Here is a 26,133-nt window from a genome sequence, read left to right as displayed (position 1 = left end):
AGCATGGGACCGTCGCCGACGACGGGAGCGCACGATGAGCGATCTGACCAGGACCACGACGGACCCCGACGAGATCCGCCGGTTCGTCGAAGGCCACCAGGCGGTCCCCGCGCTGATCCGCGCCGTCTACCCGGAGGACCCGCGCATGCCCGCGGTCATCTTCCCGGAGGGCCCGAGCGGGCACGGCGCCGAGCGCGCGACGTGGGAGGAGTTCTTCGCGGCCCTCGACGCGTCGAACCTCGCCTTCCAGTACCCGCTCCCGGCCACGCCGGGCGGCCACACACCCCCGTTCTTCGAGCTGATCCAGCGCGAGGACGACTGACGCCACCGGGCGGTCGCAGCCCGAACGCGCACGTCAGCCCTCTGCGCCAGGATGAACGCGTGCCGATCCTCCCGCGCGAACGCGACCCCCGGCTCATCACGATCCGTCGCGGCGGCACGCTGACCGACGAGCACCACGTCCTGCTCGCGCGCTGGGCGCTCGCGTGCGCGGAGCACGTGCTGCCGCTGTTCGAGCGCGAGAGCGACGACGACCGCCCCGCGGAGGCGCTGCGCATCGGGCACGCCTGGACGCGTGGCGAGGCGACCATGCGGCAGGCGCACGACTCGGCCTTCCGGGCCAACGCCGCCGGTCGCGGGCTGCCGGACCCCGCGCGGTTCGCCGCCCTCTCGGCGGGTCAGGCGGTCGCGGTCGCGCACGTCGCCGCGCACGACCTGGGAGCCGCCGCCTACGCGATCCGCGCCGCGACGGCGGAGGTCCCGGAGGCCGAGCGCGAGGCCACCCGGGTCGCCGAGCTGCGGTGGCAGCGCGACCTGATCCCCGATGACCTGCGGGACCTCGTGCTCGACGACCAGCGTCGGCGCAACGCGATCTGCTGGGGCGTCTTCTCCGACTGAGACCGGGTGGTGTCGACGACGGCGCTCCCTGCGCAGCCGCGGCGTCCGGGGGCGGGCTGCGGGCTGCGGACTGCGGGCCGGCTCGGCGGTTCCGCTCCGGCGCGCGTCGGCTTCCTGTGCCAGGCTTCACGGACGCCGCGGCTTGATGATCAAATACCCCCGGGGGTATCGTCGACCCATGCCCAGCACCGAGGCCCCTCTCCCCGCGCACCCGAGCGACGCCCCGCGCCGCCTCGTGATCGTCGGTGGCGTCGCGGGCGGCATGAGCGCCGCCGCCCGGGCCCGTCGGCTGTCCGAGTCGGCCGAGATCGTCGTCCTCGAGCAGTCGCCGTACGTGTCGTTCGCCAACTGCGGCCTGCCGTACCACCTGTCCGGCGAGATCGCGGACCGCGATGACTTGCTGCTCCACACGCCCGAGAGCCTGCGCGCCGCCCTCAACCTCGACGTCCGCACCGGCCACCGCGCCGCCGCGATCGACCGCGCCGCCCGCACGGTGACCGTCGCGACCGCCGACGGTGCGTACGCGCTGCCCTACGACGCCCTGCTGCTCGCGCCCGGCGCGGTCGCGGTCCGCCCGCCGATCGACGGCCTCGACCACCCCGCGGTCCACGCGCTGCGGACGGTCCCCGACGTCGACGCCCTGCGCGACCGCGTCGACCAGGTGCTCGCCCGCGCGACGGGCACGCGTCCCCCGCGGGCCGTCGTCGTCGGCGCCGGCTTCATCGGCTTGGAGGCCGTGGAGGCGCTCGTCAAGCGCGGCTTCGAGGTCGACCTCGTCGAGCTCGCGGACCACGTCCTGCCGCCCCTCGATGCCGAGCTCGCTCCCCTGCTCGCCGACGAGCTCACGGCCCACGGCGTCGCGCTGCACCTCGGCGTGTCGGCGACCTCTGTCGCGGATGCCGGCCCGGCCGCCACCTCCGTCCCGTCGAGCGCGGCCGCGACTGACCGCGCGACGAGCGCGACGAGCAGCGCGTCTGGTCCTGCCGATGCCCCCGACGGGCAGGTGACCGTGACCCTCTCCGACGGTTCGGCGCTCGACGCCGACCTCGTCGTGGTCAACGTCGGCGTGCGCCCCGCGAGCGACCTGGCCCGCGACGCCGGCCTCGACCTCGGGGTGCGCGGCGCGATCCGCGTCGACGCCGACCACCGCACGTCCGACCCGCACATCTGGGCCGTCGGCGACGCCATCGAGGTCCGTCAGGCCGTCACCGGCGACGCCGGCCCGATGCCACTAGCCGGTCCCGCCAACCGCCAGGGCCGTCGCGCCACCGAGTCGATGCTCGGCCACCGCACGACCCCGCAAGCCGCCGTCCTCGGCACGGCGATCGTCCGCGTCTTCGGCCTGACCGCAGCCGTCACGGGCGCCAGCCAGGCCACGCTCCTGCGCGCCGGCATCGAGCACGAGGTCGTCCACCTGCACCCGAACCACCACGCGGGCTACTACCCGGGCGCGGCAGCCGTGCACCTGGTCGCGTCGTTCTCGCCCGATGGTCGCCTCCTCGGCGCCCAGGCCGTCGGCCGCGAGGGTGTCGACAAGCGCATCGACGTCCTCGCGACGGCGCTGCGCGCGGGCATGACCGCCGACGACCTGGCCGAGCTCGAGCTCGCCTACGCCCCGCCGTACGGCTCGGCGAAGGACCCGGTCAACATGCTCGGCTTCGTCGCGCAGAACGCGCTCGACGGCACGATGCCCCAGTGGCAGGCGACGGAGCTGGCTGAGGTCATGGCGTCGACCCTGGTCCTCGACGTCCGCTCGGCGAAGGAGCGCACCGCCGCCCACCTGCCCGGCTCGCTGCACGTCCCGCACACCGAGCTGCGCGACCGCCTCGACGAGGTCCGTACCGCCGCCGACGGCCGCCCGATCAGCGTGCACTGCGCGAGCGGCGTCCGCTCCTACCTCGCGACCCGCATCCTGCGCGGCGTCGGCCTCGACGCCCGCAACCTCTCCGGCGGCTGGCAGACCCTGCAGGCCGTCCACCCGTCCCTGTCCGCCTGACCCCCTGCTCCGCCCTTCCCTGAGGAGAACCACCATGTGCTACCCCGTCACCTGCCCCACCTGCGGCAAGACCACCTGGGACGGCTGCGGCATGCACGCCCAGGACGTCATGGGCGCGGTCCCGCCCGCCGACCGCTGCACCTGCCCGCGCTGACCTCGCTCCAGCCGGTACCCGCGGGGGTATCGTCGCCACACGCGTCCGACGAGGAGAACCGCCATGCAGCTCGACCCTGACGAGATGACGAGCGTCACCAACCGTCTCAAGCGCGCGCAGGGCCAGCTCGCCGGCGTCATCCGCATGCTCGACGAGGGCCGCGAGTGCGAGGACGTCGTCACGCAGCTCTCCGCCGTGTCCCGCGCGCTCGACCGCGCCGGGTTCGCGATCATCGCGTCCGGCATGAAGCAGTGCATGACCCCCGGCGCCGACGGCCAGGAGGGCACGCTCGACGTCGCCAAGCTGGAGAAGCTCTTCCTCTCCCTCGCATGACGTCCTCCGGTTGCCGCTGAGTCCGGGCGGGCCCGACAGTCTCTACGTCGACCGCTCCGTTCTCGTGCGCGACCTGGAGGCCTGCGTTGAAGCTGCTGCTCACGTCCGGCGGTGTGACCAACCCGTCGATCCGGGCCGCGCTCGTCGAGATGCTCGGCAAGCCGATCGAGGAGAGCCACGCGCTGGTCGTCCCGACCGCGCAGTGGGGACACCCGATGTGCGGGCCGTCGTCGGTGCAGAGGACGGTGGCCGCGGGGTCGGGCGCCGAGCACCTCACCGGCCTGGGCTGGGCGTCCCTCGGCATCCTCGAGCTCACCGCCCTGCCGACCATCGGCCCCGACCGCTGGATCCCTTGGGTACGCGAGGCCGACGCCCTCCTCGTCGACGGCGGTGACGCGACCTACCTCGCCCACTGGATCCGCGAGTCCGGCCTCGACGACCTCTTCCCGTCGATGCCCGACACCGTCTGGGTCGGCGTCAGCGCCGGCAGCATGGTGATGACACCCCGCATCGGCGACCTGTTCGTCGAATGGCCCGGCGCCCCTGACGACCGCACCCTCGGCCTCGTCGACTTCGCGATCTTCCCCCACCTCGACGCGTTCCCGACGAACACCATGGCCGACGCCGAACGCTGGGCGGCCGACCTCGACGTCCCGTCGTACGTCCTCGACGAGCGGACCGCGATCGCCGTCCTCGACGGCTCTGCCGCCGTCGTCTCCGAAGGCCGGTGGAGGCGGTTCGAGGCGGGATCCTCGACGGCACGGCACCCGTAGTCGCGTCCGGATCACCAGCAGCACCCTCGACGTCTCGCCGACCTGATGCGACGTCATCACCGTGCGCTCGGGCCCGTGACCAGTGGCATCAGGAGAGGGACAGATTCGCGAGATGCAGCGGTGGCGCGCAGCCGGGACGGTGGCTTCTTCGCGACGGACAATTGCCCCGAAGACCTCTATAGCGGGCGTCCGGGATGTCCCCACACACTGGCTCGATGGGCCCGTCCGGTGCCGTCCCGACGACGGCAGTGGCGAACCACTTCGACGTGCTGCTGGTCGGCGCCACGGACGTGGGCCCCTCGCTCGCGGCCGAACGACTCCTGCGCGCTCGGCTCGGCGACGACAGCGCCGTGACGGTGACGAGCGCCGGGATCGACGTCGCTCCGGACGACCCCGTCCCCGAGCACCTCAACGAGCTCCTCGCGCGCGAGGGCCTCGCCGTCGACGGCCACCACGCGCGGGAGGTCGACGCGACCATGGTGGCGGAGGCCGACCTCGTCCTCACCGCCACCCGGAACGAGCGCTCGGCGGTGGTCCGCAAGGTTCCCGCGGCGGTCCGGCGGACCTTCACGCTGTGCGAGCTGGCCCGGGTCGCCACATCCCTCGGCCCGTCGGCCCTGCCCGAGGGTGAAGTCGCGGCGCGCCTGTCCGCGCTGGCCCAGCTCGCACCGGTCCACCGCGTGGGCACCGCCCCGCCGGTGGCCGAGGACGACGACGTCCCCGACCCCGGCGAGACCGGTCGACGCGGCTACGAGAAGTCGTTCGCCAAGGTCCGGGCCGCGGTCGACGGCATCGCGTGGACGGTGCTCACCCCTCCCGACCAGCCGAGCCCGCCCCCGCCGGAGGTCCCCCGGACTCCCCCGCCCAGCCACCGCGGCCGGAACATCGCGCTCGCGGTCCTCGGATCGTTGGTCCTGCTGATCATGGTCGCCACGGGTGGGGCACTCGTCGTCGCCGGCACTCTCGACAACCGGCTCGAGCGCTTCCCTGACCCCGTCGCCCTGACGGACCGCCCGGCCCCTCTCCCGCCGGCCGAGGCCGGCGGCCCCGCCCCCGTCACCATCCTCGTGCTCGGCTCGACGAACGACGTCCGCACCGAGAGCGGCCAGGACTGGGCCGCCGCGGCCGCCCAGACCGACATCGTCATGCTCGCGCACATCTCGGCTGACCGGTCCAGCGTGAACGTCATCGCGATGCCCCCCGACCTCTCCGCCGACGTGCCCGGTTCAGGCCCCGGGACGCTGCGCTCCGCCTTCGCCCAGGGCGGCCCGACCGGCGCGGTGCAGACCGTCGAGCAGCTGACGAACGTGCGCCTCGACCACGTGGCGCTGACCGACTCCGAGACGTTCGCCCGGGTGACCGACGGGCTCGGCGGCGTGGAGATCGCCCTGGACAGCAGGCTGGTCGTCGAGGGCGGTCAGACGTTCCCCGCCGGGCGTCACCGGCTCACGGGCGAGGAGGCCCTCGTCTGGGTCCGCGGGGACGGCTTCGACGACACGTCGCGGGCGGAGCGCTCCGCGGTGTGGCTGCGCGCGATCCTCGACCGCCTGGGGGACGACGACGTCCGGCGCAACCCGGCGACGTGGCTACGGCTGCTCGGCATCGTCTCCGGGTCCGTCGCCGTCGACGAGAGCTTCGACCGGTCCGAGCTGGTCGGTCTGCTCACGAGCGTCCGCCACCTCGGCCCCGAGGAGGTACGGGTGGTGCCCGTCCCGACGACGGTCATGCCCACCGGCGACTCCGCGTCCCTGGTACCCGACGCCGCACCCTTCGGCATCCTGATGGACGCGCTACGCAGTGACACCCTGAACGAGCACCTCGCTGCCGGTCCCTAGACGGGCGACCACCACCACGCCAACTCGATGCCTGTCGACCGGACCGACGTGCGCCTGGGCAGATTCGAACTGCCGGCACCCGCTCTAGAAGTTCGATCTTGGACTGTGGACAACGCGGTGAACTGCGGAAATACATGCGGGTAGTTCGCCGAATGACCCGGTTCCGGGCTGCGCGCTGACCAACCGCTGACCACGAAGGCGAGCCTCACCACTTCGGCAGGCTAAGACGCGCGCAAGGCTTCCGACGCCCGTTGCGCGAGGCCCACAGCGAGTTCGCGACGTGCTTCATCCTCCAGAACGTCTCGGTACTTAAGCTGCCGCAAGGCATAGGCCAGCGCGCCCGCCCATCGCTCGCGGTGCCCGAACGCCCTCCCCGACCAGGCGCTCGCACAGGATCCGAACCACGTCGACGCCTCTTGATCCCCCAGGATCGCCGCCTGGATCTCATCGAGTGACGGCACTCGATCACGGAGCGGGCCAGCCTTGTTGAAGACCGCCCCGAGCGCCAACGCGAGCCCATCCAGTATGAGCGACCCCACGCGCTGCCGGTCGAAATCGATGAATACCGGCCGCTCCTCGACGAGGAGCACGTTCCCGGGATGTAGGTCTCCGTGCAAACACCCTAGATGCGCGGGTATCGGCAAGTCGCCGCTCGGCAACTCGATCGCCAAGGCGGCCGCAATTTGCTCCGCCCGTGGCCACTCGATCAAAGGAGCGACGAAGCGCTCGAGGGGAAGGCTTGTCATCGCGCTTTCGACGCCACTCAACACCTCTACGACCCGAGTTACCGCTTCGACGGCACGGGGCTCATCCAAGGCGATCAGGTCTGCAAGCGAAATGCTATCGTTGCCCGCCAGTGGCGCAACATGTCCGCTGGCGCCCCCGCAAGCCCCGGTCACGAGGTGGATCGGCTGCGCAGCACTCGCTGGAGGGATACACGCCATAAATCCGCCCGACGGGCGTGTGTCGCCGTGATGCCCCGCCTTTACCACTACGGACGTCAGCAGTCGACCGTCCGAAGCTCTGACATCACAGATCCACACCGACGCGTCACTAAGTCCGCCAGCGGCCGGCTTCGCTTCCACAACCGCTCCATCAAACAGTTGTCCGACCCGTTTGAGCACGCGCCTCGCCGGCGGAGCGACGACGGGACCTTCGAGGGATACGTCTTCAGTCGCGCGGAGCGCGGCACCGAGATCCCTTACTGCCCTTCGAAAATCTAGGGCCGCGCCCTTCTTGAAATGGACCACTCGCTGCACCGGCTCCACGGCCCCCACGTCGAGGACATTCCTGCGCTGGAGGACCAGTATGGCGAAATCCTCATCTGAGTAGCCGGTTAGAACCATAATCGGTGTGTCAGGGAGTTCTGCCGCCACCGCCTGAAACAGAGCGTCGCCTGTACCCTCGCCCGCCCGACCACCGTCCTCTTCTGGCAGCTTTCGGTCTAGGACCACCAAGTCAATGATGCCCGCCGACGCTGCGACCTCGGCAAGAAGCGCCCTCGCCTGCGCGGCACTATGGGCTCGGGCAACCTCGAATCCAGCTTCCTCAATCTCGCGCTGGAAACGATCGGCGGCTCCGCCGACTTCGTCTTCCACATAGAGCGCCCAGAGGCTAGCCACCGGCTCGCCCTCCCCTAAGTGTAAAGATGGCTAGACCTGCCTCGGCTTCCATACTAAGTTCGTACCCCAGCCGCGCCGCGACGATGCGCATAATCCCGAAACCCTGTCCTTGATGGCCGATCTTTGCCGAAACACCCTTCCCCGAGACCTCGTCGAAAGAGAATTCGGCACCCTGGAAGCGATTGCTAATCTTCACCCAGAACGCCTGGGGCGTCACGCCTGAGGCGATGTACACCTGCGGGTCACCGGGCACGTCGAGTAGTGCCTCGTAACTATTCCGGATGGCATTCGAAAGAAGCAGCCGCAGTAAATTTGGGTCACTAGTGATGTTGTCAGAACCTCCTGCGCTCGCATCGAGGGCGACGCGCGACTTCGGCACCCGGCTAATCTCGACGGCTTCCTCCAGCGCCTCCAGCAGCGAAAGCTGCTCGTAGCGCGGTGGCGCACTCGCGCGCACAAGCGCTTCTACGCTGTCCAGTCGCTTTGACAGCCCTTCGATTGCCGCACGGGTCTCACTTGTGTCGAACTCCTCAAGCTCGTCACTGGCGGCCAGGGCGAGCCAACCGATACCCGGCTCGAGCTCGTGACGCATCCAATGCACGAAGTCCTCTTCAAGTCGGGTCGCGCGCCCCGCTTGCTCGGGGACGCCGCTCGCCGTCGCTGTTCCCGGTTCTCGGGTCAGGTCCCTCGCGATCTGTGACAACTGGCGACGTAGGGCAGGGACCGTCTCGGACGTCATCGCGGCGCGCACGAGCTTCGCGTCTGCTGGAGTGGCCTCCCGCCTGAGGCGATCAATTGCAACTGAGCGGTGCGAGGGTCTCTCAGACTGCAGGAGCCGCTTCAGATCGTCCTTCATCATTCGCTCGCATGCTCAGCGTAAAAGCGTGCTCGTAGCTGGAAAGCTCGTCTCCCACCCTCCATGAGTGTCGTGATGACCCGCACGACCGACGGCGCATCGAACGCGCCCTTAACGTCGACAAGTCCCTGCGACCCGTCACTCGATAGGTGGGCGACCTGAGCCGCGCCTCCCAGCACAGGAATATTAGGATTGTGCGTTGCGACGATCGACTGAGCGCCAGCGGTCGTTCGAGCGGCGAGACTCGTGACGATCCGGTCGACAAGGAACTGGTTGTCTAGATGGTCCTCAGGCTGGTCGAGGATCACAATCCTTTCGGGGTCGGTTAGGACGATCGGCAGAGTCACCGCACACTTCTGGCCAGTCGACAATTGCGCCGCACTCTTCACCGTAGCGCCGTCCTGCAGCCGAAAGTCAACCGCATCCCTCAAAGTAGCGGCCGCAATGCTCGAGAGTGCTTCAGGCTTGTCAAGCGCGACAATGATCCGAGTTGCCCTGTCCAGCGGGACGCCCGCGACCTCGGCCAGACCGTCGACGTCTCGCTGCTCGACATACCTCAGCAAGGCGGAGGGAAGCGTCGCAGACGCGAGCGAGTCGGCGAGTGCGCTGTATTTCAGACCGCTGCCTTGGAGCAAGTCGGCCAAAGTGCGCCGATACGCGCTGGTATCGGCGAAGTGGCGGACCGCGATCTGGACGCGGTGGTCAAGTTGATCAGTGATTGAGCGCGCCGCACGATCACGCGCGTCGAAAATGAGCTCCGCGGCATCCTCGAGCACTTCCTGCGCCGTCTGGCGCTCGGCCAGAACTCGACGCTCAAGCCCCTCCAGTTCGAGCAACTCTCGCTCGACGGAGTCGAGCCTCGTAATTTGCACTTCAAGGTCGCGAAGTTCCGCCGTGATTGCGCCAAGGCCGCGCTCGAGTTGGTCAAGGCTCGCCCGAACCGGCTCAGCCTCGGCCCGCAACCGCAGATCTTCCTGTGCGAGCCTGTTGCTCGAGCCGACGGAGAGTCGCTCAAGGCGCTCGGCGGCAGCTGATACTTCTTCAAGAGCCTGCTCGATGGTGCCAGCGAGGCGATCAACCTCGCCCCTTATGGCAGCCTCGATTGGGAGATCCACCATCCTTGCCGCGGCTTCGCGCGCGGGCGCAGTCGCTCTCCTGATCTCAGCCTGGGATGCACTGAGCGAGGTCGCACCACGGAGATTCTCGTTTACCCGAATCAATTCCTTCTGAAGCATGTTCAGTTTCGCTCGCTGTGGGGCGAGGTCGGCCGCTGAACTTCGGGCGAGGAGCTCCGCCTCCCGATCCTGAGCTCGCTGGCGATCCTCTAGGAGCGACGACTTCTGCTTCAGCAGGTCTCGGAGTTCCTCCTGGCGGACTCTCAGGTCAGCGGCGCGCGCCGTCATGTTCCTAAGTTGTTCAAGGGCTTCGAGTTCGGTTGTCGGCTTGATCCCAGCTCTCATGTCTATGAGCGCGAGTCGCCGCGTCGCGCTGTCGGCAATCTCCTCCAGCTCGTTCTGGCCAAGCATCAACGCGAGGTCGGCGGTCGCGTCGGCACGACTACCCCCGCCGCTCGCGTCCACTACCAGTCGCTCGGCTCCCGCAGCAGTCCTCAAGTCCAGTACGACCTCGCCGGCACCGAGGGCATGGCGGAGGTATGACGCGCGGTCACGCATCTCCGACCCGTGAGGGAGCGCCAGCGTATGCCGAAGCAGCTCGAGCAGGGTCGTCTTGCCGGCGCCGCGGGGGCCAACGATGACGTTGAGCCCGGGCGCGAACTCAAGATCGAGACCGTCGAGGAATCCGCCCGTGACTCGAACCCGCGAGATCCAACTCACCATGTTCCTCTTCCTTGCGGGTACGGCACCGGACTCTGGTAAAGCTTCGCGCTAACGATAGAGGGACCGCCGTTCGCCCGGCCGCTTCGTGGGACGGCGGGTCGGTTGGCGCCGCTCGCTCGGTCGCACCCTGCGGGATCGACTTGCGGCCCTCGACACGCCTCATGCCTGCTGCCCGTGAGCGACGGCATCGGCTATGCAAGAGGAGTCAGTCGCCGTCATCGACCTGGAGCGCGCAGGACGCGGTATCGAGCCAGGAGGCAGCGGCGACTGGTGCACCTCCCGGCCCTGGTGGGGCCGGCCAGCACCTTGGAGGGCTGAGCGGACGGCTGGCTCACGCGCCGTGACATCCCCTCGGTCCGGGCGCGCCTCTTCGAGGCGCTGTCACGAGCCCGACGCGCGGCCCTTCTTCAGCTTCGCGACCGGCAACCTGCCGTGGGGCGGCCACGAAGCGGGCCATCGGTTGGGACTCGAGGTCCTCGGCGTCCTCACCACCGATCCCTAGCCTCCACGCCACGAGGAGCGGGCACGCGTCTGCGAGCTGCCAGATGTACCGGCCGCCCCAGTGCCCGGCGCGGTTGTCCAGGCCGTGGCGGCGGTACTCGAGCAGGCGCTGCCGCAGCCGGCGAGGAGCCCAGCGATGAGCTCTTCGAGCTGGGGACCACCGTCCTCGCTGTGGTCGCCGCGGCCAACCATCGGACGCGAGCCGCCGAGCACCCAAACGGGTGAGATTTCCGCCCCAGAGGCCCGATTGTGGATTCCTGCGCTAGCAGGAACAAATGCCCCTGGCGAGCGAGTAGGCCGTCTCCTACGGTCACCGGTACTCCCCACCGAACCGAAGGCTCAACGATGAACGCACACCTGACCGCCCTGCCCGCCGAGGGCTACACCGAGCTCGCTGGCTGGCCCGTCGAGGTGCTCGACGAGCTCCACCACCTCGCTGATGAGTGTCGAGACGGCCGAATTACCTACCCTGACTGGATCAGCGCCGACCAGGCCCTGCGCACCGCCGCGCAGCGCCCTCCGGCCCAGGAAGACGTCATCGAGGCACTGGAGGTCGCGCTTCATCAGATCGACGACGTCGACGTGCTGCTCTCGCCGTACGGCCGCACGCTCCGGAACCACTTCAGCGCCTTGACACCACCGCCGACCACGGAGCAGCTACGGGCCGAAATCGTGGAGCTCGACCGCAGAGTCTCTGACTGGCAGAACGAGCGCGGGCGTCCCTACCTCGAGCAGAGACTCAAGTTGGTGCTGAGGTGGCTGGACGAGGCGGGCGAGCCAGAGGGAGAGGTCGTCGAGCTCGACCAGACCAGCGGCCTCCCCATACAGACGGTCCGTGACCAGCTCGTCGAGGACGACCCGGTCATCGGCCCCATTCCTCGTACCTGGGCCGAGGCTCGGAGCGTCGCATGGAAGAACGCAAGCGACGCAGAGCGCACGATTGCCCAGCCATACCGTGGCTACTTCGGCGACGCGGTGGCGGAGATCGCCAAGCTCCGGCGCGAGGCGACCTTCTCGCTCGTCCGCGCCGCGTTCGAGGTCGGCGGTGACGACCCCGGCAGCGCTGCGCTGCGCCAGCTGTGGAGCAGCGGCGCCCTTCGTGGGCTCGTCGGCTACGTGATGCGCGAGGAGGAGCCCACCACGGTGGTTCACAGGATCCGTCCCCGCCTCGGCGGGTGACGCCGTTGGGGCAGGCGTCGGCGGCGGCAAGCCTCGGCGCGTGCCCCTAGCGGCACGTCGATTGATCAGCGGGTTTGCCCACTTCCCGTCGCGGATCAACCGGACTGCCCCAGGTTGGTAGGTCCGCTGGCACACCTCTTCCTGAACGCCGTCGCGGCGGCAGTTGCGCATCTTCTCCCCCGGTGCCGCACACCTGCAGGTAGCGACGGAGTCGCGAGGGGAGGTGGTCCGGGTGATGTCGATGCACAAGCTGACGGCTGGGGACGGGTACACCTACCTCACCCGGCACGTGGCCGCGGGCGACGCTGGGCTCGACGCCGGGGCATCGCTGACCGCGTACTACGAGCAGACCGGCAACCCGGCGGGCCGCTGGTTCGGCGAAGGGCTGGCCGGCCTCGGTGACGCCACGCGGCGGCTCCGCCCGGGCGACCTGGTAACCGAGGCGGCGATGACGGCCGTGTTCCGCGACGGCGTCGACCCGCTGACCGATGACGCGCTCGGCCGGCGGTATAGCCGGTTCGATGACGGGAAGCGTCATGCGGTGGTCGGGTTCGACCTGACCTTTACCGCGCCGAAGTCCGTTTCGGTGCTGTGGGCGCTGGCCGATGACGCGACGCGCGTCATCGTCTATGACGCGCACCGGGCGGCGCTTGTGTCATCGCTGGAGTTCGTCGAGCAGCGCGTCATCCGCACGCGCATCGGCGAGGCAGGGGGTCATCAGGTCCGCACCCGCGGGATGGTCGCTGCGGCGTTCGACCACTGGGACACCCGGGCCGGCGACCCGAACCTGCACACCCACGTCGTTATCGCGAACAAGGTCCAGGGCCCGACGGCGCGTGGCGGACCCTCGACGGGCGGACCGTGCACGCGCCGTCGTCACTGTGTCCGAGCTGTATGACGCGCTGCTCGCGGACGAACTCGCGCGGCGGCTCCCGGTGGAGTGGTCGATGCGCGCCCGCGGCCCGCGCCGGAACCCGGCGTTCGAGGTCGACGGGATCGGCGAGGACCTGCTGGCGCACTTCTCGACCCGAGCCGAAGCGATCCACTGCGCCGAGCAGCAGTGGCTCGCCGAGTTCGAAGCCACCCACGGCCGGGCGCCGACCCGGGTGGAGACGACGCGGGCGCGCCAGCACCTGACGCGGGCGACGCGGCCGCCGAAGACGGTTCGGCCGCTGGCCGACCTGCTGGCGGACTGGGCGAACCGCGCCCGCGCCCTGACCGGGCTCGAGCCGCGCAACCTCGCCTCCCGGGCGCTGGCCGGCGCGCGGGCGTTGCACGCGCACGACGTCGGGCTGGAGGTTCGGGCGGCGATGGTCGCCCAGGTGCTCGATGACGTGTCGACGCGGCGGTCGGTGTGGACGACGTGGAACCTCGGCGCCGCAGCCGTGCGCGCGTCGAAGCTGCGGATGGCGTCACCCGCGGAGCGGCGGGCGCAGCTCAACGAGGTCACCACTGACGCCGCCGAGGCGTGCGTGCACTTGGACGACAACCGCGACCCGATGACGCGTCGCACCGGGGAGTCGCTGTTCACCTCGACCGAGCTGCTCGGGGCGGAGAAGGTCCTCATCTACGCCGCCGAGACCTCCGGCGCACCCCACCGGCCGGCGGAGACGCTTGGCGCCATCCAGTTGCAGACCGAGCACCACCTCGGCAGGCTCGTCCTGTCCAGCGCGCGGCCGCCGAGGCCGTCATCACCTCCGGCCGGCTGCTCACGTGCTCGTCGGGCCCGCCGGGTCGGGCAAGACCACCACGCTGGCCGCGCTGAGCTCGTTCTGGGGGCACGGGATCGGTACGGTGGTCGGGCTGGCGCCGTCGGCCACCGCTGCGCGGGCGCTGGCGGAGTCGCTCCGGGTGCCGTGCGAGACGACCGCGAAGTGGCTGCACGAGTCCACCGGCGACGGCGCCACCATGCGCGCCCTCCGCTACGCCGACGCCGTTGCCCGCAAGGCCAGCCGCGACTACCGGGAGCAGCGTGCGGCCAACGAGGAGCACTGGCGGCTGCGCGCCGAGCAGGACCAGTGGCGCTTCTCCTCTGGCCAACTCGTCATCGTCGACGAGGCCTCCCTCGCCGACACCCGCACCCTGGCCGCGATCGTCGAGCGGGCGCGGGCGGCCACGGCGAAGGTGCTGCTGGTCGGGGACCACCTGCAGCGTGGGTCGGTCGACGCCGGCGGCGCGTTCGGCATGCTCGCCCGCCGCGGACCCGCAGCCGAGCTCACCAGCCTCTGGCGGTTCAGCCAGCCGTGGGAGGCGCGGGCCAGCCTCGAGCTGCGCCGCGCCCACCCAGCCGCGCTCGACGCCTACGAAGCACACGGCGCGATCGCGTGCGGCGGGCACGACGCGATGTTGGACGCCGCGACTGACACCGTCACGACCGCGAGCGAGCACGGCCGGGTCGCGGTGCTTCAGGCTGTCGACAACCGGACCGTCCGCGAGCTCAACGCTCGAATCCGCGCCGACCGCATCACCGCCGGCGACGTCGCGCCCGCCGGTGTGGTGCTGCACGACGGACTGACGGCCGGCGTCGGCGATCGGATCGTCACCCGCCGCAACCACCGCCGCCTGACCACCGGCGACGGGTTCGTGCGCAACGGCGCCCTGTGGGACGTGACCGCCGTCCTGCCCGACGGCTCCCTCCGCGTCCGACCGGCCAGCCAAGGCGACGCGGCCAGCGTCCGGCTGCCGGCCGAGTACGTCGCGGATCACGTTGAGCTCGGCTACGCCACCACGATCGCCCGCACCCAGGGCATGCCCGTCGACGAGACCCACACCATCGCCACCCCCGGCATGGGCCGCGAGGACCTCTACGTCGCGATGAGCCGCGGCCGCCACACCAACCGCACGTACGTCGTCGTCGACCAACCCGACCCGGACTGCCTGCCCGGCCATGCGCCGTCGTCGGGCCGGGAGGTGCTCGAGCAGATCCTGGCGACGAGCCATGCCGAGCCCAGCGCCACCGACACCTGGGACGCCTACCCCCCGGCCGGGCCGACGATGGACCTCTACGGGCACCTGTTCTCGGAGGCGACGTGGCAGGCGATGGAGCGCCTGCCACGTGATACCGCTGATGCAGGCGCCCCGGGCGATCGAGCCCCCATCGGAAGGCGGCCGCTCGTACTAAGGGCGGGTGGCCGACGCTCTGTCATCCTCGATGAGCCGTCGGACCGCGTATCCGACCAGCGCCACGGCGCCGACCCGCGCGGCGGCACTGGCCCGGCGCGGCTTCACGGCCGCCGCACTGCTCGCGCCTGAACTATGCGGTTTCCGGGCCTTGGACGCCGTCCGCCGCTTCCTGGTCGGCGAGACAGAAGTCGTCGTTGATCTTGATAACCAATGCCAAGACGAGACGCAGCGCGATGAGGTAATCGCGATAGTAAGCATCCTCTCCACCGGAGTCCGGTTGTGCGCCATGCGCGTACTTGTTGCGCAACTGCGGGCCATTGCTGAACTCGATATTGTTCAAGAAGTAATTGAAGTACTTGGCTTCAGCCTCCGAGAGCAACGTCGAATGCCTGGCCACCCAGCCCTGGGCGACCAAGCCATCCGCCACAGTCCGGCCGGCTGGAGAGAGATGGTAGTAGTTGGCAGCTTCCTTGTGAAACAACGACCAAAGGATCATAAACTGCTCGGCATCTGCCAGCTCCACCCGCGCACCGGTATCCTTCAGGATCCCAAGATCGAGCAGGTAGTCGAGCGATGCCGTTTGGTGTTCTCGAAAGTCCGCGTAGGCCACCTCGTGCTGGATGAGCAACTGCGCAGCGTTGCGCTCCCTCAATTCCTTGCGGATGTAGTTGAGCCGCGACTGGTCGGAGAACAGGAGATGGAGGACGTTGCTGATCTCCGCCACATCCGTGATGCGTAGGTACTTTCCTTGAACTAACGTCGGAATCGACCTGTAGCGCACCTGGTCAGCCGAAATCGAGAGGAGGTCGCGATCGAGCTCACCATCCTCCACATACAGTGAGAACTGGCTAGCAACGCTCTCCATCTCGGCGAACACGTGACGGACCTTTTGCAGGTAATTGGTCCCGTCCCCCGTTGGGGTGAACGAGAAATTCACCGCACCGAACTCCTGGGCGAGGTAGTCGCCAAAGAACCAGGAGATGACGTGTTCAAGGTCGATCTTCTTGGACCTTAGGAAGTCGTGAAGCATGCGGACCTCGAGCAAGGACTTGGTGTCCGCGGTTCGGAAGGCAATGCCACGGTGGTAGTCCGCCTTGCCCCGCACCCCGATGAGCCGCTCGATGGTGCCCAGGTCCGCCGGGTAGGCCGGCAGGGTCAGGAGACACTGGTGGTCAGCGAACTTGAAGACGTGCTGCACGTTGTTCAAGATGCTCGGGTAGTCGGTCGTGTCTTCCAGCCACCGGGCGCTGAAGACCACCTTTGTGACCATCTCCTCCGATTCGGAACTGACCGGCTCGTCCTGGGTCTCGGAGATACTCAACTCAACCCCGCTGCGCACGCCTTCGTTGGTCTTGAAGAACTCCTCATCCATTCGTTCGCGCCGTCGCCTCGCCTTCAGCTTGAGCTTCGCGTCCACGCCCGAGACAGGGTCGACTGGAGCCGATCCGACCAACCCGACATAGTTCGGGTTGGCATCGGCCCCGTCGATGTAGCGATCCATCAAAATCCGGGCGTCGATAGCGCTGAAGCTCGGCGGGAGATGGATATATTCGCGGCCTTCGCCGTCGAGAAACTTGCTGACCAAGTACTCCGCATTCTTGACTTCCGAGAGGAGCTCGGTACGGATCTCGGAGTCGTACGCTCGCACAAGCTTCTTGCTGGTGAGCATCGTCACGAGGCTGACACCCGTGGACCGCAGAGCATCGAGCATTCGTGCGGCGTCACAGCGCTCATATGCTTTGCTACGACCGAGCAGGTCTACCAGCGCGCGGTGGTACTCGTGGTCAATCCCGGCAATAGCCGTATGGACGTTGGAGTCATCGATCCTCGAGAAGAAACGCAAGATTGCACCCCTGATCCGAGGCTCCTTATCACGCGCCTCCTGAACTTCTTCCGCCGTCCATGCGCGCGGCAGCATTCCGTTCTCAAGGTAGAGCGCCACGTGATGGAGCTCGAGCACATCATTGATGGCGTCGGGGACGTTCGCCGGATCGAACTGCGCAACGAGATCGGCGACGCGATCCGCGTGGACCCCGGCCGCAAGGTCACCCGGGCCATAGAAGACCACGCGTCGAGCGCGCTGCACTTCCTCGCTCACACCGCTTCACCCTTCACTCTTGCGGGCGCTTGCCACGCTCTTCACTACGGAAACTACCGTCCACGGCCAACTGCCGAACGTGCGGACGGCGCATGTCGCGGGCGTACCCCGTGCAGGACCGCGTCGCACCTTGATGGTGACCTCTCGAGGTCGGACGGTCCGTAAGGCCGGGATAGGACACGCGAGGCGACGTCGAGCGAGCGCAGGTTGACGTTGACCTCGCGCCGGCTAGATGCCAGCCCTCGGGCCTGCGCTTCGCTAGCGTGTTCATCATGGATTGGCCAGCCCTCTGGATCTCTGTGTTCGCAAGTTCGGGGGCGGCCCTCATTGGCCTCACGAGCGCTGTGCTCGTCTTCTGGCGTACCCGCGTCGCCGACCGCCGTGACGCAGTCGAGAGCGCCCGCCAGCTGAGGATTGCGGCGCTGCATGTGGCCCTATGGACGGATCTTGCTCCGAGGCTTGCCTGGCGCTGGCGGCCGATTGGCGGCGCGGCGCTGCCACTCGCGAGAGCGCTCGCAGAGGTGATGGTGGGCGAACTGTCTGCCCACCCGGCCGTGGCGCTATGGGCGCAGGAGAGGCTCGAGCACTTCAGCACGCGGCTTCGCGCGGCGGAACGCGGTTGGCTCCTACCCGGCGACCGGCGACGCCGCATGAGACTCGTTGAGTCTGTGTCCACCACCGTCTCCATGCTGATGGCATGGGAGAGGGGAGCGGTCGAGGAGGATTGGTTCGCGTCCCAGCTCCCAAGGAGAAGGCGTCGACACTCTCGCGACCGCGGCAGTCCTCACGGCGCAGCTGGGCCCGCTGATCGGTCGAGGTCCATAGGGCAGACGCACGGCCCCGGCGAGGAAGAGCAGCATTTGTGAACCCGCATCTCCGCCTCCCCGGCATGCATACGCCCACGGGCGCCGCGGGACTCCTCGCCCGTCCGCTGGCGTCCGTCCAGGTCCTTGCCAGGCCGTCCACGTCCTGAGACAAGTGGCTTGCCACACGCTGACCACGAGCCCCACACGGAGACTGCAGAGTGGGCGCCCGAGTCGCCCTTCGAGGGTCTGACCTGCAACAACACGCTGTGCGCCTGGGCAGATTCGAACTGCCGACACCCGCTTTAGGAGAGCGGTGCTCTATCCCCTGAGCTACAGGCGCTCGGGCTCGATGAGCCCGTGCGTCGTCGGCAGCCCGGGGGCGTGCCGACGCGGTGGTCAGCCTACCGGCACGCGGTAGCGCCGGGTCGCTCGCGCGCGTCGGATCGAGCGGCCCGCCGGAGCGGCGCACGCGCGGGAGACGACGAGAGAGGGCGGGCTCCCCACAGGAAGCCCGCCCTCTCTGTCCCACCTCGCCCGGGTGATGCATCCGTGCCCCTCAGCGACCCCAGTGGCGACGCGGGGGTGCGACCGTCAGCGCTGCAGCGTCAGCAGACCAGGCCGGTACGGCAGCAGGCCGTAGTCGCCACCGGACGACGGCGAGCGGCCCTGGTAGAGCAGCTGCAGGTTGCATGGGTCGATGGTGTTGGTCTGGTCCGCGGAGGTGCGGATCAGCTCACCGTGGCTGATGTCGTTGGTCCACGTCGCACCGCTGTTGGCCTTGCCGGCGAAGGGGCGGCTCTCGGTCGCGGCCTGGGGCGTCCACGTCCCCGACAGGCTGGTCGCGGTGAACGAGCGGAAGTACCGGCCGTTGGCGCCGATGGCCTCGACGATCATCAGGTAGAGGTTCTGGTCCTTGACCTTGTACACCTGCGGCGCCTCGAACAGGTTGTTCGTGGTGTCGCTCATGACGACGGTCGAGGAGGACCCGAACGAGCCGGGGAAGTTCCCGATCGGCATGCTGGCGCGGTAGATCTTGCCGTTGTCGCCGGCGAAGAACAGGTACATGTTCTGGCTGTCACCGATGACGGTCTGGTCGATCGGGCCGGTGCCGGAGCCGCTGATGGAGCCGGAGAACAGGGTCTGCGGCGACGACCAGCCGTTGGCGTTGGTGGGGTTGCTCGACGTGCGGTACGAGAATGCCGCGCCGCCCCACTGGTAGGCGAGCACCCAGATGCTCTTGGGTGCGAAGTAGAACAGCGAGGGCGCGACCGTCCCGGACGACATGGCGTTCTGCGACGCGGAGCCCAGCTGGGAGAAGTTCGAGACGAGCCCGAAGTTCATCGAGCCCCACGAGGTGCCGAAGTCGTGCGTCGTCGCGTAGACGAGGTGCTGGCCGTTGTACGGCGCGGTCGTGAAGTCCTTCAGCGAGGCCCAGCCGGACCGCGGCTGCGCGAGCGCACCCGTGGACGACCAGCGGTAGGTCGACGGCAGGGAGCACTGACCGGTGGGCGGCGGCGTCGTCGGGTCGGTGCCACCGCCGAGGCGCACGAGCTGCCACTGCTGGTTGGCGCCGTTCCAGTCGGAGTACTGGACGACGGCGGCACCGTCGGAGCCGGACGCACCCTGCACCTCGACGGCCTTGCCGCTGTGCCGGGCGATGAGCTGGATGTACCCGTCGATGTCCTGGATGCTGAACTGCTGGTTGGTCGAGTTGGCGTCGGACCACTGGATGACGGCGGCGCCGTCCGCGGTCGAGCGGCTCGAGATGTCGAGGACCTTGCCCGACAGCTTCGACTTGAGCCGGTAGTAGCCGCCGCCGGAGTCGACGAACTGCCACTGCTGCTGGGAGCCGTCGTTGCGCGCCCACTGCACGATCTTCGCGCCGTCGGTCGTCGCGAGGTTGTAGACGTCGAGCGCCTTGCCGCTGCTGCGGTTGACCAGCACGTACGACGCGTTGGTGTCGATCGACGCGGCCTGCGCCGGCGGCGACGCCGTCACCGCGGCGACCATGCCGGCGGCGGCGACGCTCAGCACCATCAGGCCCGCCTGCAGGCGTCGTCGCCCGCTCACGGCGAGCGCTCCTGGGGTCGTTCTCATGTGTCCCACTCCTTCGGGGTTCTCGGTGGTGGGGTGCCCGGTCGGCACCCCACCCCGGTGAGAGGTGTCGGTCAGCCGACGCGGACGAGCTGCCACTGCTGGTTGGCGCCGTTCCAGCTCGAGTACTGGACGATGTTGGCGCCGTCGGCCGTCGACGCGCCCTGCACCTCGAGGGCCTTGCCGCTGAGGCGGCTTATCAGGGTCGCGTAGCCGTTGTTGATGGTGACGCGCCACTGCTGGTTGGCGCCGTTGTTGTCGGTCCACTGGACGATCGCGCCGCCGTCGGCGGTCGACTTGCCGGACACGTCGAGGTTCTTGCCGGACAGCCGCGACTTGACCTCGTAGTAGCCGTCGCTGTTGAGCTGGAACTGCCACTGCTGCTGGTTGCCGTCGTTCCGGCTCCACTGCGTGATCCGGGCGCCGTCGTTGGTCGCCAGGTTGTAGACGTCGAGCGCCTTGCCGCTGTTGCGGTTGACGAGCACGTACCAGGCGCCGGCCTCGATCGAGGAACTGCCGCCGGGGTCGGGGTTGTTCGTGCCCGCGTTGAGGGCGTTGAGGACGGACGTGTACGCCGCCTTCTTGTTGCCCGACGAGTCGAACAGCAGCGGGTTGGCCCCGGTGCGCCACGAGTCGGAGTCGCGCACACCCCACACGGTGATGCCGGTGCAGCGCGCCACCGCGAGGCACGCGTTGGTCACCTGGGCGTACATGTTCGCCTGGTTGCCGCCCTGCTGGATGTCCAGCTCGGTGAGCTGCACGTCGACGCCCAGGTCGGAGAAGCGCTGCAGGTTCGCCTGGAAGTCCCCGGGCAGGCTGGTGCCGAGGTGCGCCTGGAAGCCGACGCAGTCGATCGGCACGCCGCGCGACTTGAAGTCACGGACCATGTTGTAGACGGCGGTCGACTTCGCGTTGATGCCGTCGGTGTTGTAGTCGTTGTAGCAGAGCTTCGCGCCCGGGTCGGCGGAGCGGGCGGCACGGAACGCGGCCTCGATCCAGTCGTTGCCGGTGCGCTGCAGGTTCGAGTCGCGACGGCTGCCGCGCCCGTCGTCGGCGAACGCCTCGTTGACGACGTCCCACGCGTAGATCTTGCCGCGGTAGTACGACGCGACCTGCGTGACGTGGTTGAGGAGCGCGCTGCGCAGCGCGGAGCCCGACATGTTCTGCATCCACCCGGGCTGCTGGGCGTGCCACGCGAGGGTGTGCCCGCGGACGCGCTTGCCGTTGCTGAGCGCCCAGTTCACGATGCGGTCGCCGTTGGTGTAGCTGAAGCGGCCCTGCGACGGCTCCGTCGCGTCCATCTTCATCTCGTTCTCGGCGGTGATCATGTTGAACTCGCGGTTCGCGATGTTGATGTAGGTGCTGTCGCTCATCCGCCCCGCCGCGATCGCGGTGCCGTAGTAGCGGCCCTTCTCCGCCGCCGACGCGCCGAGCGTCGACGCGGCCTGCGCCGGGTTCGCCACGGCGGCGAACGTCGTCAGCACCAGGCCGGTCGTGGCCGCCAGGGCCGCGACCCGTGGTCGCCAACCGTGGCGTCGGGTCTGGTGGTTCGTGTGCATCGTCACTCGCTCTCTGCCGGGACGGCGCACCGGTGCGCCGTCGGACTGGGGCACGCCTCGTCAGGGCGTGGTGAGGTCGAAGCTGCGGACCGTGACGGCTCCGCCGAGGGCTCGGGTGGCGTAGTTGAAGATCCCGAACCGGTAGCCCATGAAGAACTCCCACGAGTTGTTCAGGGTGAACGAGGGCCCGAGCGGGACGAAGGTGGTCCCGTCGGTGCTGTAGGAGAACGTCGCCGTCCGGCCGGAACCGGGGCGGATGTCGGCCTTCGCGCGCAGCCAGATCCGGCCGCCGCTGACGTTGGCGCCGGCGCGTTCGACGCCCGTGCCGGTGGTCGCCCAGGAGCTGTTCATCGTGAGGCCGTCGGTCATCACGACGCGTGTCTGGCCGTTGTTCTTGACCACGCCGATCCAGGCCGACGACTGCCGCAGCATCGCCAGGCCCGACCGGTCGCCGTCGGCCATCGTCGAGTAGTCGAGCTCGACGGTCGCCGTCGACGTCGGCCCCTGGATGCGGTGCGTCAGCGTGTTGCGCGCGTTGTACAGGTCGTTGGTGACGGTGGCCGTCTGGAGCCGCAGGCCGTTGTTCACGCTGAACCGGCTGGTGTCGGGGTTGTGGTTCCACTCCCACCGGTGCCCGAGCGTCGGGCCGGTGAACGTGTCGCGGCCGATCATCGACGCGACCGTCTTGGTCGTCGAGATCCGCGGCTTGTCGTACGTCGTTCCCCAGCGACCGTTGACCGTCTGCACCGACGGCCAGCCGTCAGCGCTCCACGTCAGCGGCGCGAGCGTCGGGACGCGGCCGCCCGGGTACGCGTCGGTGAACGCCATGTACCACCAGTCGCCCGCCTGCGTCTGGACGATGCCGCCCTGGTGCGGCACTCCCCCGCCCGAGATCGGGCCCGGCAGGTCGAGCAGCACCTGACGCATCTCGTACGGCCCGAACGGCGACGACGAGCGCAGCACGTACTGGCCGTTCGCCGGCCGCGTCAGCCAGATGTAGTAGTAGCCGTTGCGCTTGTAGAAGCGCGCGCCTTCGAGGGTCCCGACGCTCGACGGCGTCTGGAACACCTGCTGCGCGCGCACCTGCGCGGTGCCGTCCGCGTTGAGCTGCGCGACGCTGATCGTGCCGTTGCCGTACGCGACGTACATCGTGTCGTTGTCGTCGACCAGCAGGCCCGCGTCGTAGTAGCAGCCGTTGATGCGGGCCTTCTTGGTCCACGTCGCGTCGACCGCGGGCGCCGTGTAGACGTACGTGCGGTTGAACTCCGTGCAGCCCAGCCAGTAATAGGTGCTGTTGCTCGGGCGGTAGGTCAACGCCGACGCCCAGATGCCCTTGACGTACTTGCGGCCGCCGTTGAGGTCGTACCCGCTGTCGTCGAAGTCGAGGCGCGGGACCGAGTGGCCGGCGTACTCCCAGTTGACGAGGTCGTACGAGCGCAGGATCGGGGCGCCCGGCGAGTAGTGCATCGTCGACGCGGAGTAGTAGTAGGCGTCGCCGACGCGGATGATGTCGCCGTCGGCGAAGTCCTGCCAGACGACGGGGTTGGTGAACGTCCCTGACGGCGTCGGGGTCGGGGTGGGGTCCGGGTCCGTGCCGCCGACGCGGACGAGCTGCCACTGCTGGTTGGCGCCGTTCCAGTCGGAGTACTGGACGACGGCGGCACCGTCGGCGTTCGACGCGCCCTGGACCTCGACGGCCTTGCCGCTGTGCCGCGCGATCAGCTGGATGTACCCGTCGACGTCCTGGACGCTGAACTGCTGGTTGGTGGAGTTCGCGTCGGACCACTGGATGACGGCTGCGCCGTCGGCGGTCGAGCGGGCGTTGATGTCGAGCACCTTGCCCGACAGCTTCGACTTGAGCCGGTAGTAGCCGCCGCCCGAGTCGACGAACTGCCACTGCTGCTGCGCGCCGTCGTTGCGCGCCCACTGCACGATCTTCGCGCCGTCGGTCGTCGCCAGGTTGTACACGTCGAGCGCCTTGCCGCTGCCGCGGTTGACCAGCACGTACGACGCGCTCGTGTCGATCGACGCCGCCTCCGCCGGGGGCGACGCGGTCGCCGCGAACGCGGCCGTGACGGCCAGCGTCAGCACGAGCGCGCCGGCCCAGGTGCGTCGTCGGTGGGGTGCTCTCGTTCGGGTCGAACCGCTTCGCTCACGAAAGTCGACGTCGTCGTCGCTCATGGCCGTCTCCAGGTGCGGGTGTGAGGGCTCACGCGTCGCCGTGTGTTAGCGCTAACACGGCAGGACGCGGACACTCTGGCACGGAGCAGGGCAGAAACGACCGGATGCGAAACGATTCGGAAGAGGGCAGTTCTTCACCGGTGAAGGGACCGGACCGTTTCGGGACGCGCGCGACCGCGTCGCCGTGTCGGGGAGGTGGCTGTGCGGACCGCGTCGAAGCGCTGCGCCACCCTGGTGCGAGGCGACGCGGCGGACGTGCCGGCTGATCAAGCAGCGGCACGTCTACCGACGTGCCGGGTCAGCTCACGCAGAGGCAGAACGGATGACCCGCCGGGTCGAGGAACACGCGGAACGTCTCCCCCGGCTGGTGCTCCGCCTTCGTCGCACCGAGCGCCAGCACCTCCGGCTCGGCGGCGTCAAGGTCCAGGACCATCACGTCGAGGTGCATCTGCTGCGGCACGTCCTGACCGGGCCATTGCGGAGGCGTGAACGGCTCGACCCGCTGGAACGAGATGCACTGGGTGTCGCCCTCGCGAATCTCCGCCCAGCCGTCGTCGCCGGACACCTCCCATCCGAGGAGTTCCCCGTAGAACCGCGCGAGCGCCGGCGGGTCGGGGCAGTCGATGACGAGACCTGGGTATCGGGCGATGGCCATGCGCCGGACGCTACGCCGCGCCACCCACACGCTCGATTGCTGCGCTGGCGGGCTGCGCCGTCCCCCTAACGCTCGGGCCTGCCGTCTGGCTCGGGGGTGATGGCTTGTCCACAGATTCGAGCCGACCCCACCGTCACTTGTCCGATTTCGGTAGTTTCGCGCCCATGCTTCGACGACGAACCGCGCAGGGGGCGTTCGCCATCGCACTGCTGACCCTTGGTCCAGCCCTGGCAGCATGTGCCCTCGACGACGATCCTGCCCCGCCGACACCGACCGCGGACGGCCGCGAGACGTCCGCTTCCACATCTTCTGTCGACCCGGTCGTCCGGCCCATTCCTGACGCCGCCATGACGTCACCTGACGAGGCCGGAGCCGCAGCCGCTGCCGAGTACTTCGTGCAGCTCTACGACTACTCGTTCGCTTCGGGCAACCTCGAGCCATGGAACGGCTTGGCGAGCGAGACGTGTGACTTCTGCCGAGACATCGCGGCCGACGTGGCAGAGATCGGTCAGAGCGGGAACCGCACGCTGAACGAGCCGACGTCGATCGTCACGTCCAGGGTCTGGATGATCGAGCCGGCGAAGTGGTTCGGAGCGGACCTGATCGTCCGAGAGGCCCCTTCCACTCAGGTCGACGCGACCGGGGCGACCGTGGCGACCGACGACGGCGGTGAGTTCCGTCTGGCGCTGGCGCTGAGCTGGGCTGACGGGTGGAAAGTAGACGAGGTGGACGTCCTCGATCCTGACGAAGCCCCGAAGTGGTGAACGGACTCGTCGCCCCGGCTCTTGTCGTTCTCACCGCCCTGACGCTCGGCGCGCCGGCTCCCACACCTGCGGCACCGCCAAAGCAGGGACTGGCGGGCCACCGGGCCAATGCAGCAGGCGGCGAGGTGTTCGAGCTGTGGGGCAGCGAGGCGCGAGAAGCGGCGGCCCGAGCGCGGGCGCAGTACGTGGACGGCGCTCCGACTCGTCAACCGGAGTTCCGGCGGGCGGCCGCGTGTCGCGAGGCGGCGGGTCGGTGGGTGATGGGCAACGAAGACGGCTCGTGCCCGACCGGCATCGACGAGGCGATGACGATCGACTGCCAGGGTGAGCAGTTCCAACAGCCACTGTGGCGCAGGCTGCCTGCTGGTGCCGCGGACTGGACCCCGTGGCAGCAGATCGACGCAGGCGGGTGCGGCGAGAACCTGCCTGTCTTCACCGTCGAGGACTTTCGGCGGTTGCCGTTGGCGCCGCCCGTGCTGATCCTGCAGCCGGATCGGGGGTGGGTGCTGGTCAACAAGGAGACGATCGTCCGGACGGAGCGCGTCGAGCAGACGTTCCAGACGAACCTCGCCGGGTACGACGTCGAGGTCGTCGCGAGCCCTGAGCGGTTCCACTACGACTTCGGCGACGGCACCGACCTCTGGACCCGGTCGGCCGGTCACCCCTACCCCGACCACGACACGTTCCGCGTCTACGAGGCGACGGGCACGTACACGGTGACGCTCACCACCGAGTGGTCGGGTCGGTACCGGATCGCGGGCGACGGCACCTGGTACCCGGTGACCGGCACGGCCCAGACGTCGACGACGAGCGCGCCCTTCGAGGTCGTCGAGCGCAGGTCGCGGCTCGTCGACGACCTCTGCACCGAC

Annotated in this window: 21 protein-coding genes, 2 tRNA genes and 1 pseudogene; 14 read left to right on the top strand and 10 right to left on the bottom strand. The window is 69.1% G+C overall.

Features of this window, described 5'->3' with window-relative positions:
- The first annotated feature begins 34 nt into the window (after positions 1 to 34).
- From KOV94_RS07415 to KOV94_RS07390, 7 genes are all read left to right on the top strand, one after another.
- The gene (locus KOV94_RS07415) at positions 35 to 322 is read left to right on the top strand and encodes a hypothetical protein (protein ID WP_218051686.1); all 288 of its coding nucleotides are present in this window, start codon (positions 35 to 37) and stop codon (positions 320 to 322) included.
- Positions 323 to 381: 59 nt separating this feature from the next.
- Positions 382 to 897, top strand: coding sequence for a putative immunity protein (locus tag KOV94_RS07410; RefSeq protein ID WP_218051685.1), 516 nt, complete (start codon positions 382 to 384; stop codon positions 895 to 897).
- Positions 898 to 1,075: 178 nt separating this feature from the next.
- Positions 1,076 to 2,893: an FAD-dependent oxidoreductase gene (locus KOV94_RS07405; RefSeq protein WP_218051684.1), complete on the top strand. Its 1,818-nt coding sequence runs from the start codon at positions 1,076 to 1,078 to the stop codon at positions 2,891 to 2,893.
- Positions 2,894 to 2,927: 34 nt separating this feature from the next.
- On the top strand, positions 2,928 to 3,047 hold the full coding sequence (locus KOV94_RS21450; protein ID WP_504739650.1) for a DUF8730 family Cys-rich protein: 120 nt from the start codon (positions 2,928 to 2,930) through the stop codon (positions 3,045 to 3,047).
- Positions 3,048 to 3,110: 63 nt separating this feature from the next.
- Positions 3,111 to 3,380: a metal-sensitive transcriptional regulator gene (locus KOV94_RS07400; protein ID WP_218051683.1), complete on the top strand. Its 270-nt coding sequence runs from the start codon at positions 3,111 to 3,113 to the stop codon at positions 3,378 to 3,380.
- Positions 3,381 to 3,466: 86 nt separating this feature from the next.
- Positions 3,467 to 4,153, top strand: coding sequence for a Type 1 glutamine amidotransferase-like domain-containing protein (locus KOV94_RS07395; RefSeq protein WP_218051682.1), 687 nt, complete (start codon positions 3,467 to 3,469; stop codon positions 4,151 to 4,153).
- A 215-nt stretch (positions 4,154 to 4,368) separates the two neighbouring features.
- On the top strand, positions 4,369 to 5,988 hold the full coding sequence (locus tag KOV94_RS07390; protein WP_218051681.1) for an LCP family glycopolymer transferase: 1,620 nt from the start codon (positions 4,369 to 4,371) through the stop codon (positions 5,986 to 5,988).
- Positions 5,989 to 6,037: 49 nt separating this feature from the next.
- Here the strand turns inward: KOV94_RS07390 and KOV94_RS07385 are convergent.
- From KOV94_RS07385 to KOV94_RS07370, 4 genes are all read right to left on the bottom strand, one after another.
- Positions 6,038 to 6,175 (bottom strand) — tRNA-OTHER (locus tag KOV94_RS07385).
- Between the two features lie 34 nt (positions 6,176 to 6,209).
- On the bottom strand, positions 6,210 to 7,610 hold the full coding sequence (locus KOV94_RS21195) for a phosphotransferase (RefSeq protein WP_218051680.1): 1,401 nt from the start codon (positions 7,608 to 7,610) through the stop codon (positions 6,210 to 6,212).
- The gene (locus KOV94_RS07375) at positions 7,603 to 8,466 is read right to left on the bottom strand and encodes a GHKL domain-containing protein (protein WP_218051679.1); all 864 of its coding nucleotides are present in this window, start codon (positions 8,464 to 8,466) and stop codon (positions 7,603 to 7,605) included. Before KOV94_RS07375 ends, KOV94_RS21195 begins: the two co-directional genes overlap by 8 nt.
- Positions 8,466 to 10,304 (bottom strand): AAA family ATPase, encoded by a 1,839-nt coding sequence (locus KOV94_RS07370; protein ID WP_218051678.1) that lies wholly within the window; start codon positions 10,302 to 10,304, stop codon positions 8,466 to 8,468. The genes KOV94_RS07375 and KOV94_RS07370 overlap by 1 nt, the downstream gene beginning before the upstream one ends.
- Before the next feature lie 846 nt (positions 10,305 to 11,150).
- Here KOV94_RS07370 and KOV94_RS07365 point away from each other — a divergent pair.
- From KOV94_RS07365 to KOV94_RS07355, 4 genes and pseudogenes are all read left to right on the top strand, one after another.
- Positions 11,151 to 11,984: a hypothetical protein gene (locus KOV94_RS07365; protein ID WP_218051677.1), complete on the top strand. Its 834-nt coding sequence runs from the start codon at positions 11,151 to 11,153 to the stop codon at positions 11,982 to 11,984.
- Between the two features lie 235 nt (positions 11,985 to 12,219).
- The gene (mobF, locus tag KOV94_RS20655) at positions 12,220 to 12,882 is read left to right on the top strand and encodes a MobF family relaxase (RefSeq protein ID WP_263974734.1); all 663 of its coding nucleotides are present in this window, start codon (positions 12,220 to 12,222) and stop codon (positions 12,880 to 12,882) included.
- Positions 12,821 to 13,138 (top strand): annotated as a pseudogene (locus tag KOV94_RS20650) (relaxase domain-containing protein); the annotation flags it as partial. The gene mobF and the pseudogene KOV94_RS20650, both read left to right, overlap by 62 nt.
- 559 nt (positions 13,139 to 13,697) lie before the next feature.
- Positions 13,698 to 15,236 (top strand): ATP-dependent DNA helicase, encoded by a 1,539-nt coding sequence (locus KOV94_RS07355; RefSeq protein WP_308160421.1) that lies wholly within the window; start codon positions 13,698 to 13,700, stop codon positions 15,234 to 15,236.
- A gap of 1 nt (position 15,237) precedes the next feature.
- Here KOV94_RS07355 and KOV94_RS07350 read toward each other — a convergent pair whose 3' ends face one another.
- A complete protein-coding gene (locus tag KOV94_RS07350; RefSeq protein WP_218051676.1) occupies positions 15,238 to 17,205 on the bottom strand; it encodes a hypothetical protein in 1,968 nt (655 codons plus the stop codon).
- A gap of 272 nt (positions 17,206 to 17,477) precedes the next feature.
- Here KOV94_RS07350 and KOV94_RS07345 point away from each other — a divergent pair, with 272 nt between their 5' ends.
- A complete protein-coding gene (locus KOV94_RS07345; RefSeq protein ID WP_218051675.1) occupies positions 17,478 to 18,071 on the top strand; it encodes a hypothetical protein in 594 nt (197 codons plus the stop codon).
- A gap of 207 nt (positions 18,072 to 18,278) precedes the next feature.
- Here the strand turns inward: KOV94_RS07345 and KOV94_RS07340 are convergent.
- The 5 genes from KOV94_RS07340 to KOV94_RS07320 form a co-directional block, all read right to left on the bottom strand.
- Positions 18,279 to 18,351 (bottom strand) — tRNA-Arg (locus KOV94_RS07340).
- A 251-nt stretch (positions 18,352 to 18,602) separates the two neighbouring features.
- Positions 18,603 to 20,108: a non-reducing end alpha-L-arabinofuranosidase family hydrolase gene (locus KOV94_RS07335; protein ID WP_218051674.1), complete on the bottom strand. Its 1,506-nt coding sequence runs from the start codon at positions 20,106 to 20,108 to the stop codon at positions 18,603 to 18,605.
- A gap of 71 nt (positions 20,109 to 20,179) precedes the next feature.
- Positions 20,180 to 21,664 carry a glycoside hydrolase family 10 protein gene (locus tag KOV94_RS07330; RefSeq protein WP_218051673.1) on the bottom strand — a complete coding sequence of 495 codons (1,485 nt, stop codon included), beginning with the start codon at positions 21,662 to 21,664 and terminating at the stop codon, positions 20,180 to 20,182.
- 60 nt (positions 21,665 to 21,724) lie between these two features.
- Positions 21,725 to 23,755 (bottom strand): family 43 glycosylhydrolase, encoded by a 2,031-nt coding sequence (locus tag KOV94_RS07325; protein WP_308160420.1) that lies wholly within the window; start codon positions 23,753 to 23,755, stop codon positions 21,725 to 21,727.
- A gap of 388 nt (positions 23,756 to 24,143) precedes the next feature.
- Positions 24,144 to 24,500 carry a VOC family protein gene (locus tag KOV94_RS07320; RefSeq protein ID WP_218051671.1) on the bottom strand — a complete coding sequence of 119 codons (357 nt, stop codon included), beginning with the start codon at positions 24,498 to 24,500 and terminating at the stop codon, positions 24,144 to 24,146.
- Between the two features lie 164 nt (positions 24,501 to 24,664).
- On the opposite strand from KOV94_RS07320, the gene KOV94_RS07315 reads away from it, so the two are divergent.
- Together KOV94_RS07315 and KOV94_RS07310 are read left to right on the top strand one after the other, a co-directional pair.
- Positions 24,665 to 25,264, top strand: coding sequence for a DUF6318 family protein (locus KOV94_RS07315; RefSeq protein ID WP_124344333.1), 600 nt, complete (start codon positions 24,665 to 24,667; stop codon positions 25,262 to 25,264).
- Positions 25,265 to 25,524: 260 nt separating this feature from the next.
- Positions 25,525 to 26,133 (top strand): hypothetical protein (locus KOV94_RS07310; protein WP_218051670.1); only part of this gene is annotated, 609 nt, incomplete at its 3' end.

The organism is Cellulomonas algicola (assembly GCF_019024305.1).
Lineage (GTDB): Bacteria > Actinomycetota > Actinomycetes > Actinomycetales > Cellulomonadaceae > Cellulomonas > Cellulomonas algicola.
This window is presented reverse-complemented; position numbering and strand designations above follow the sequence as displayed.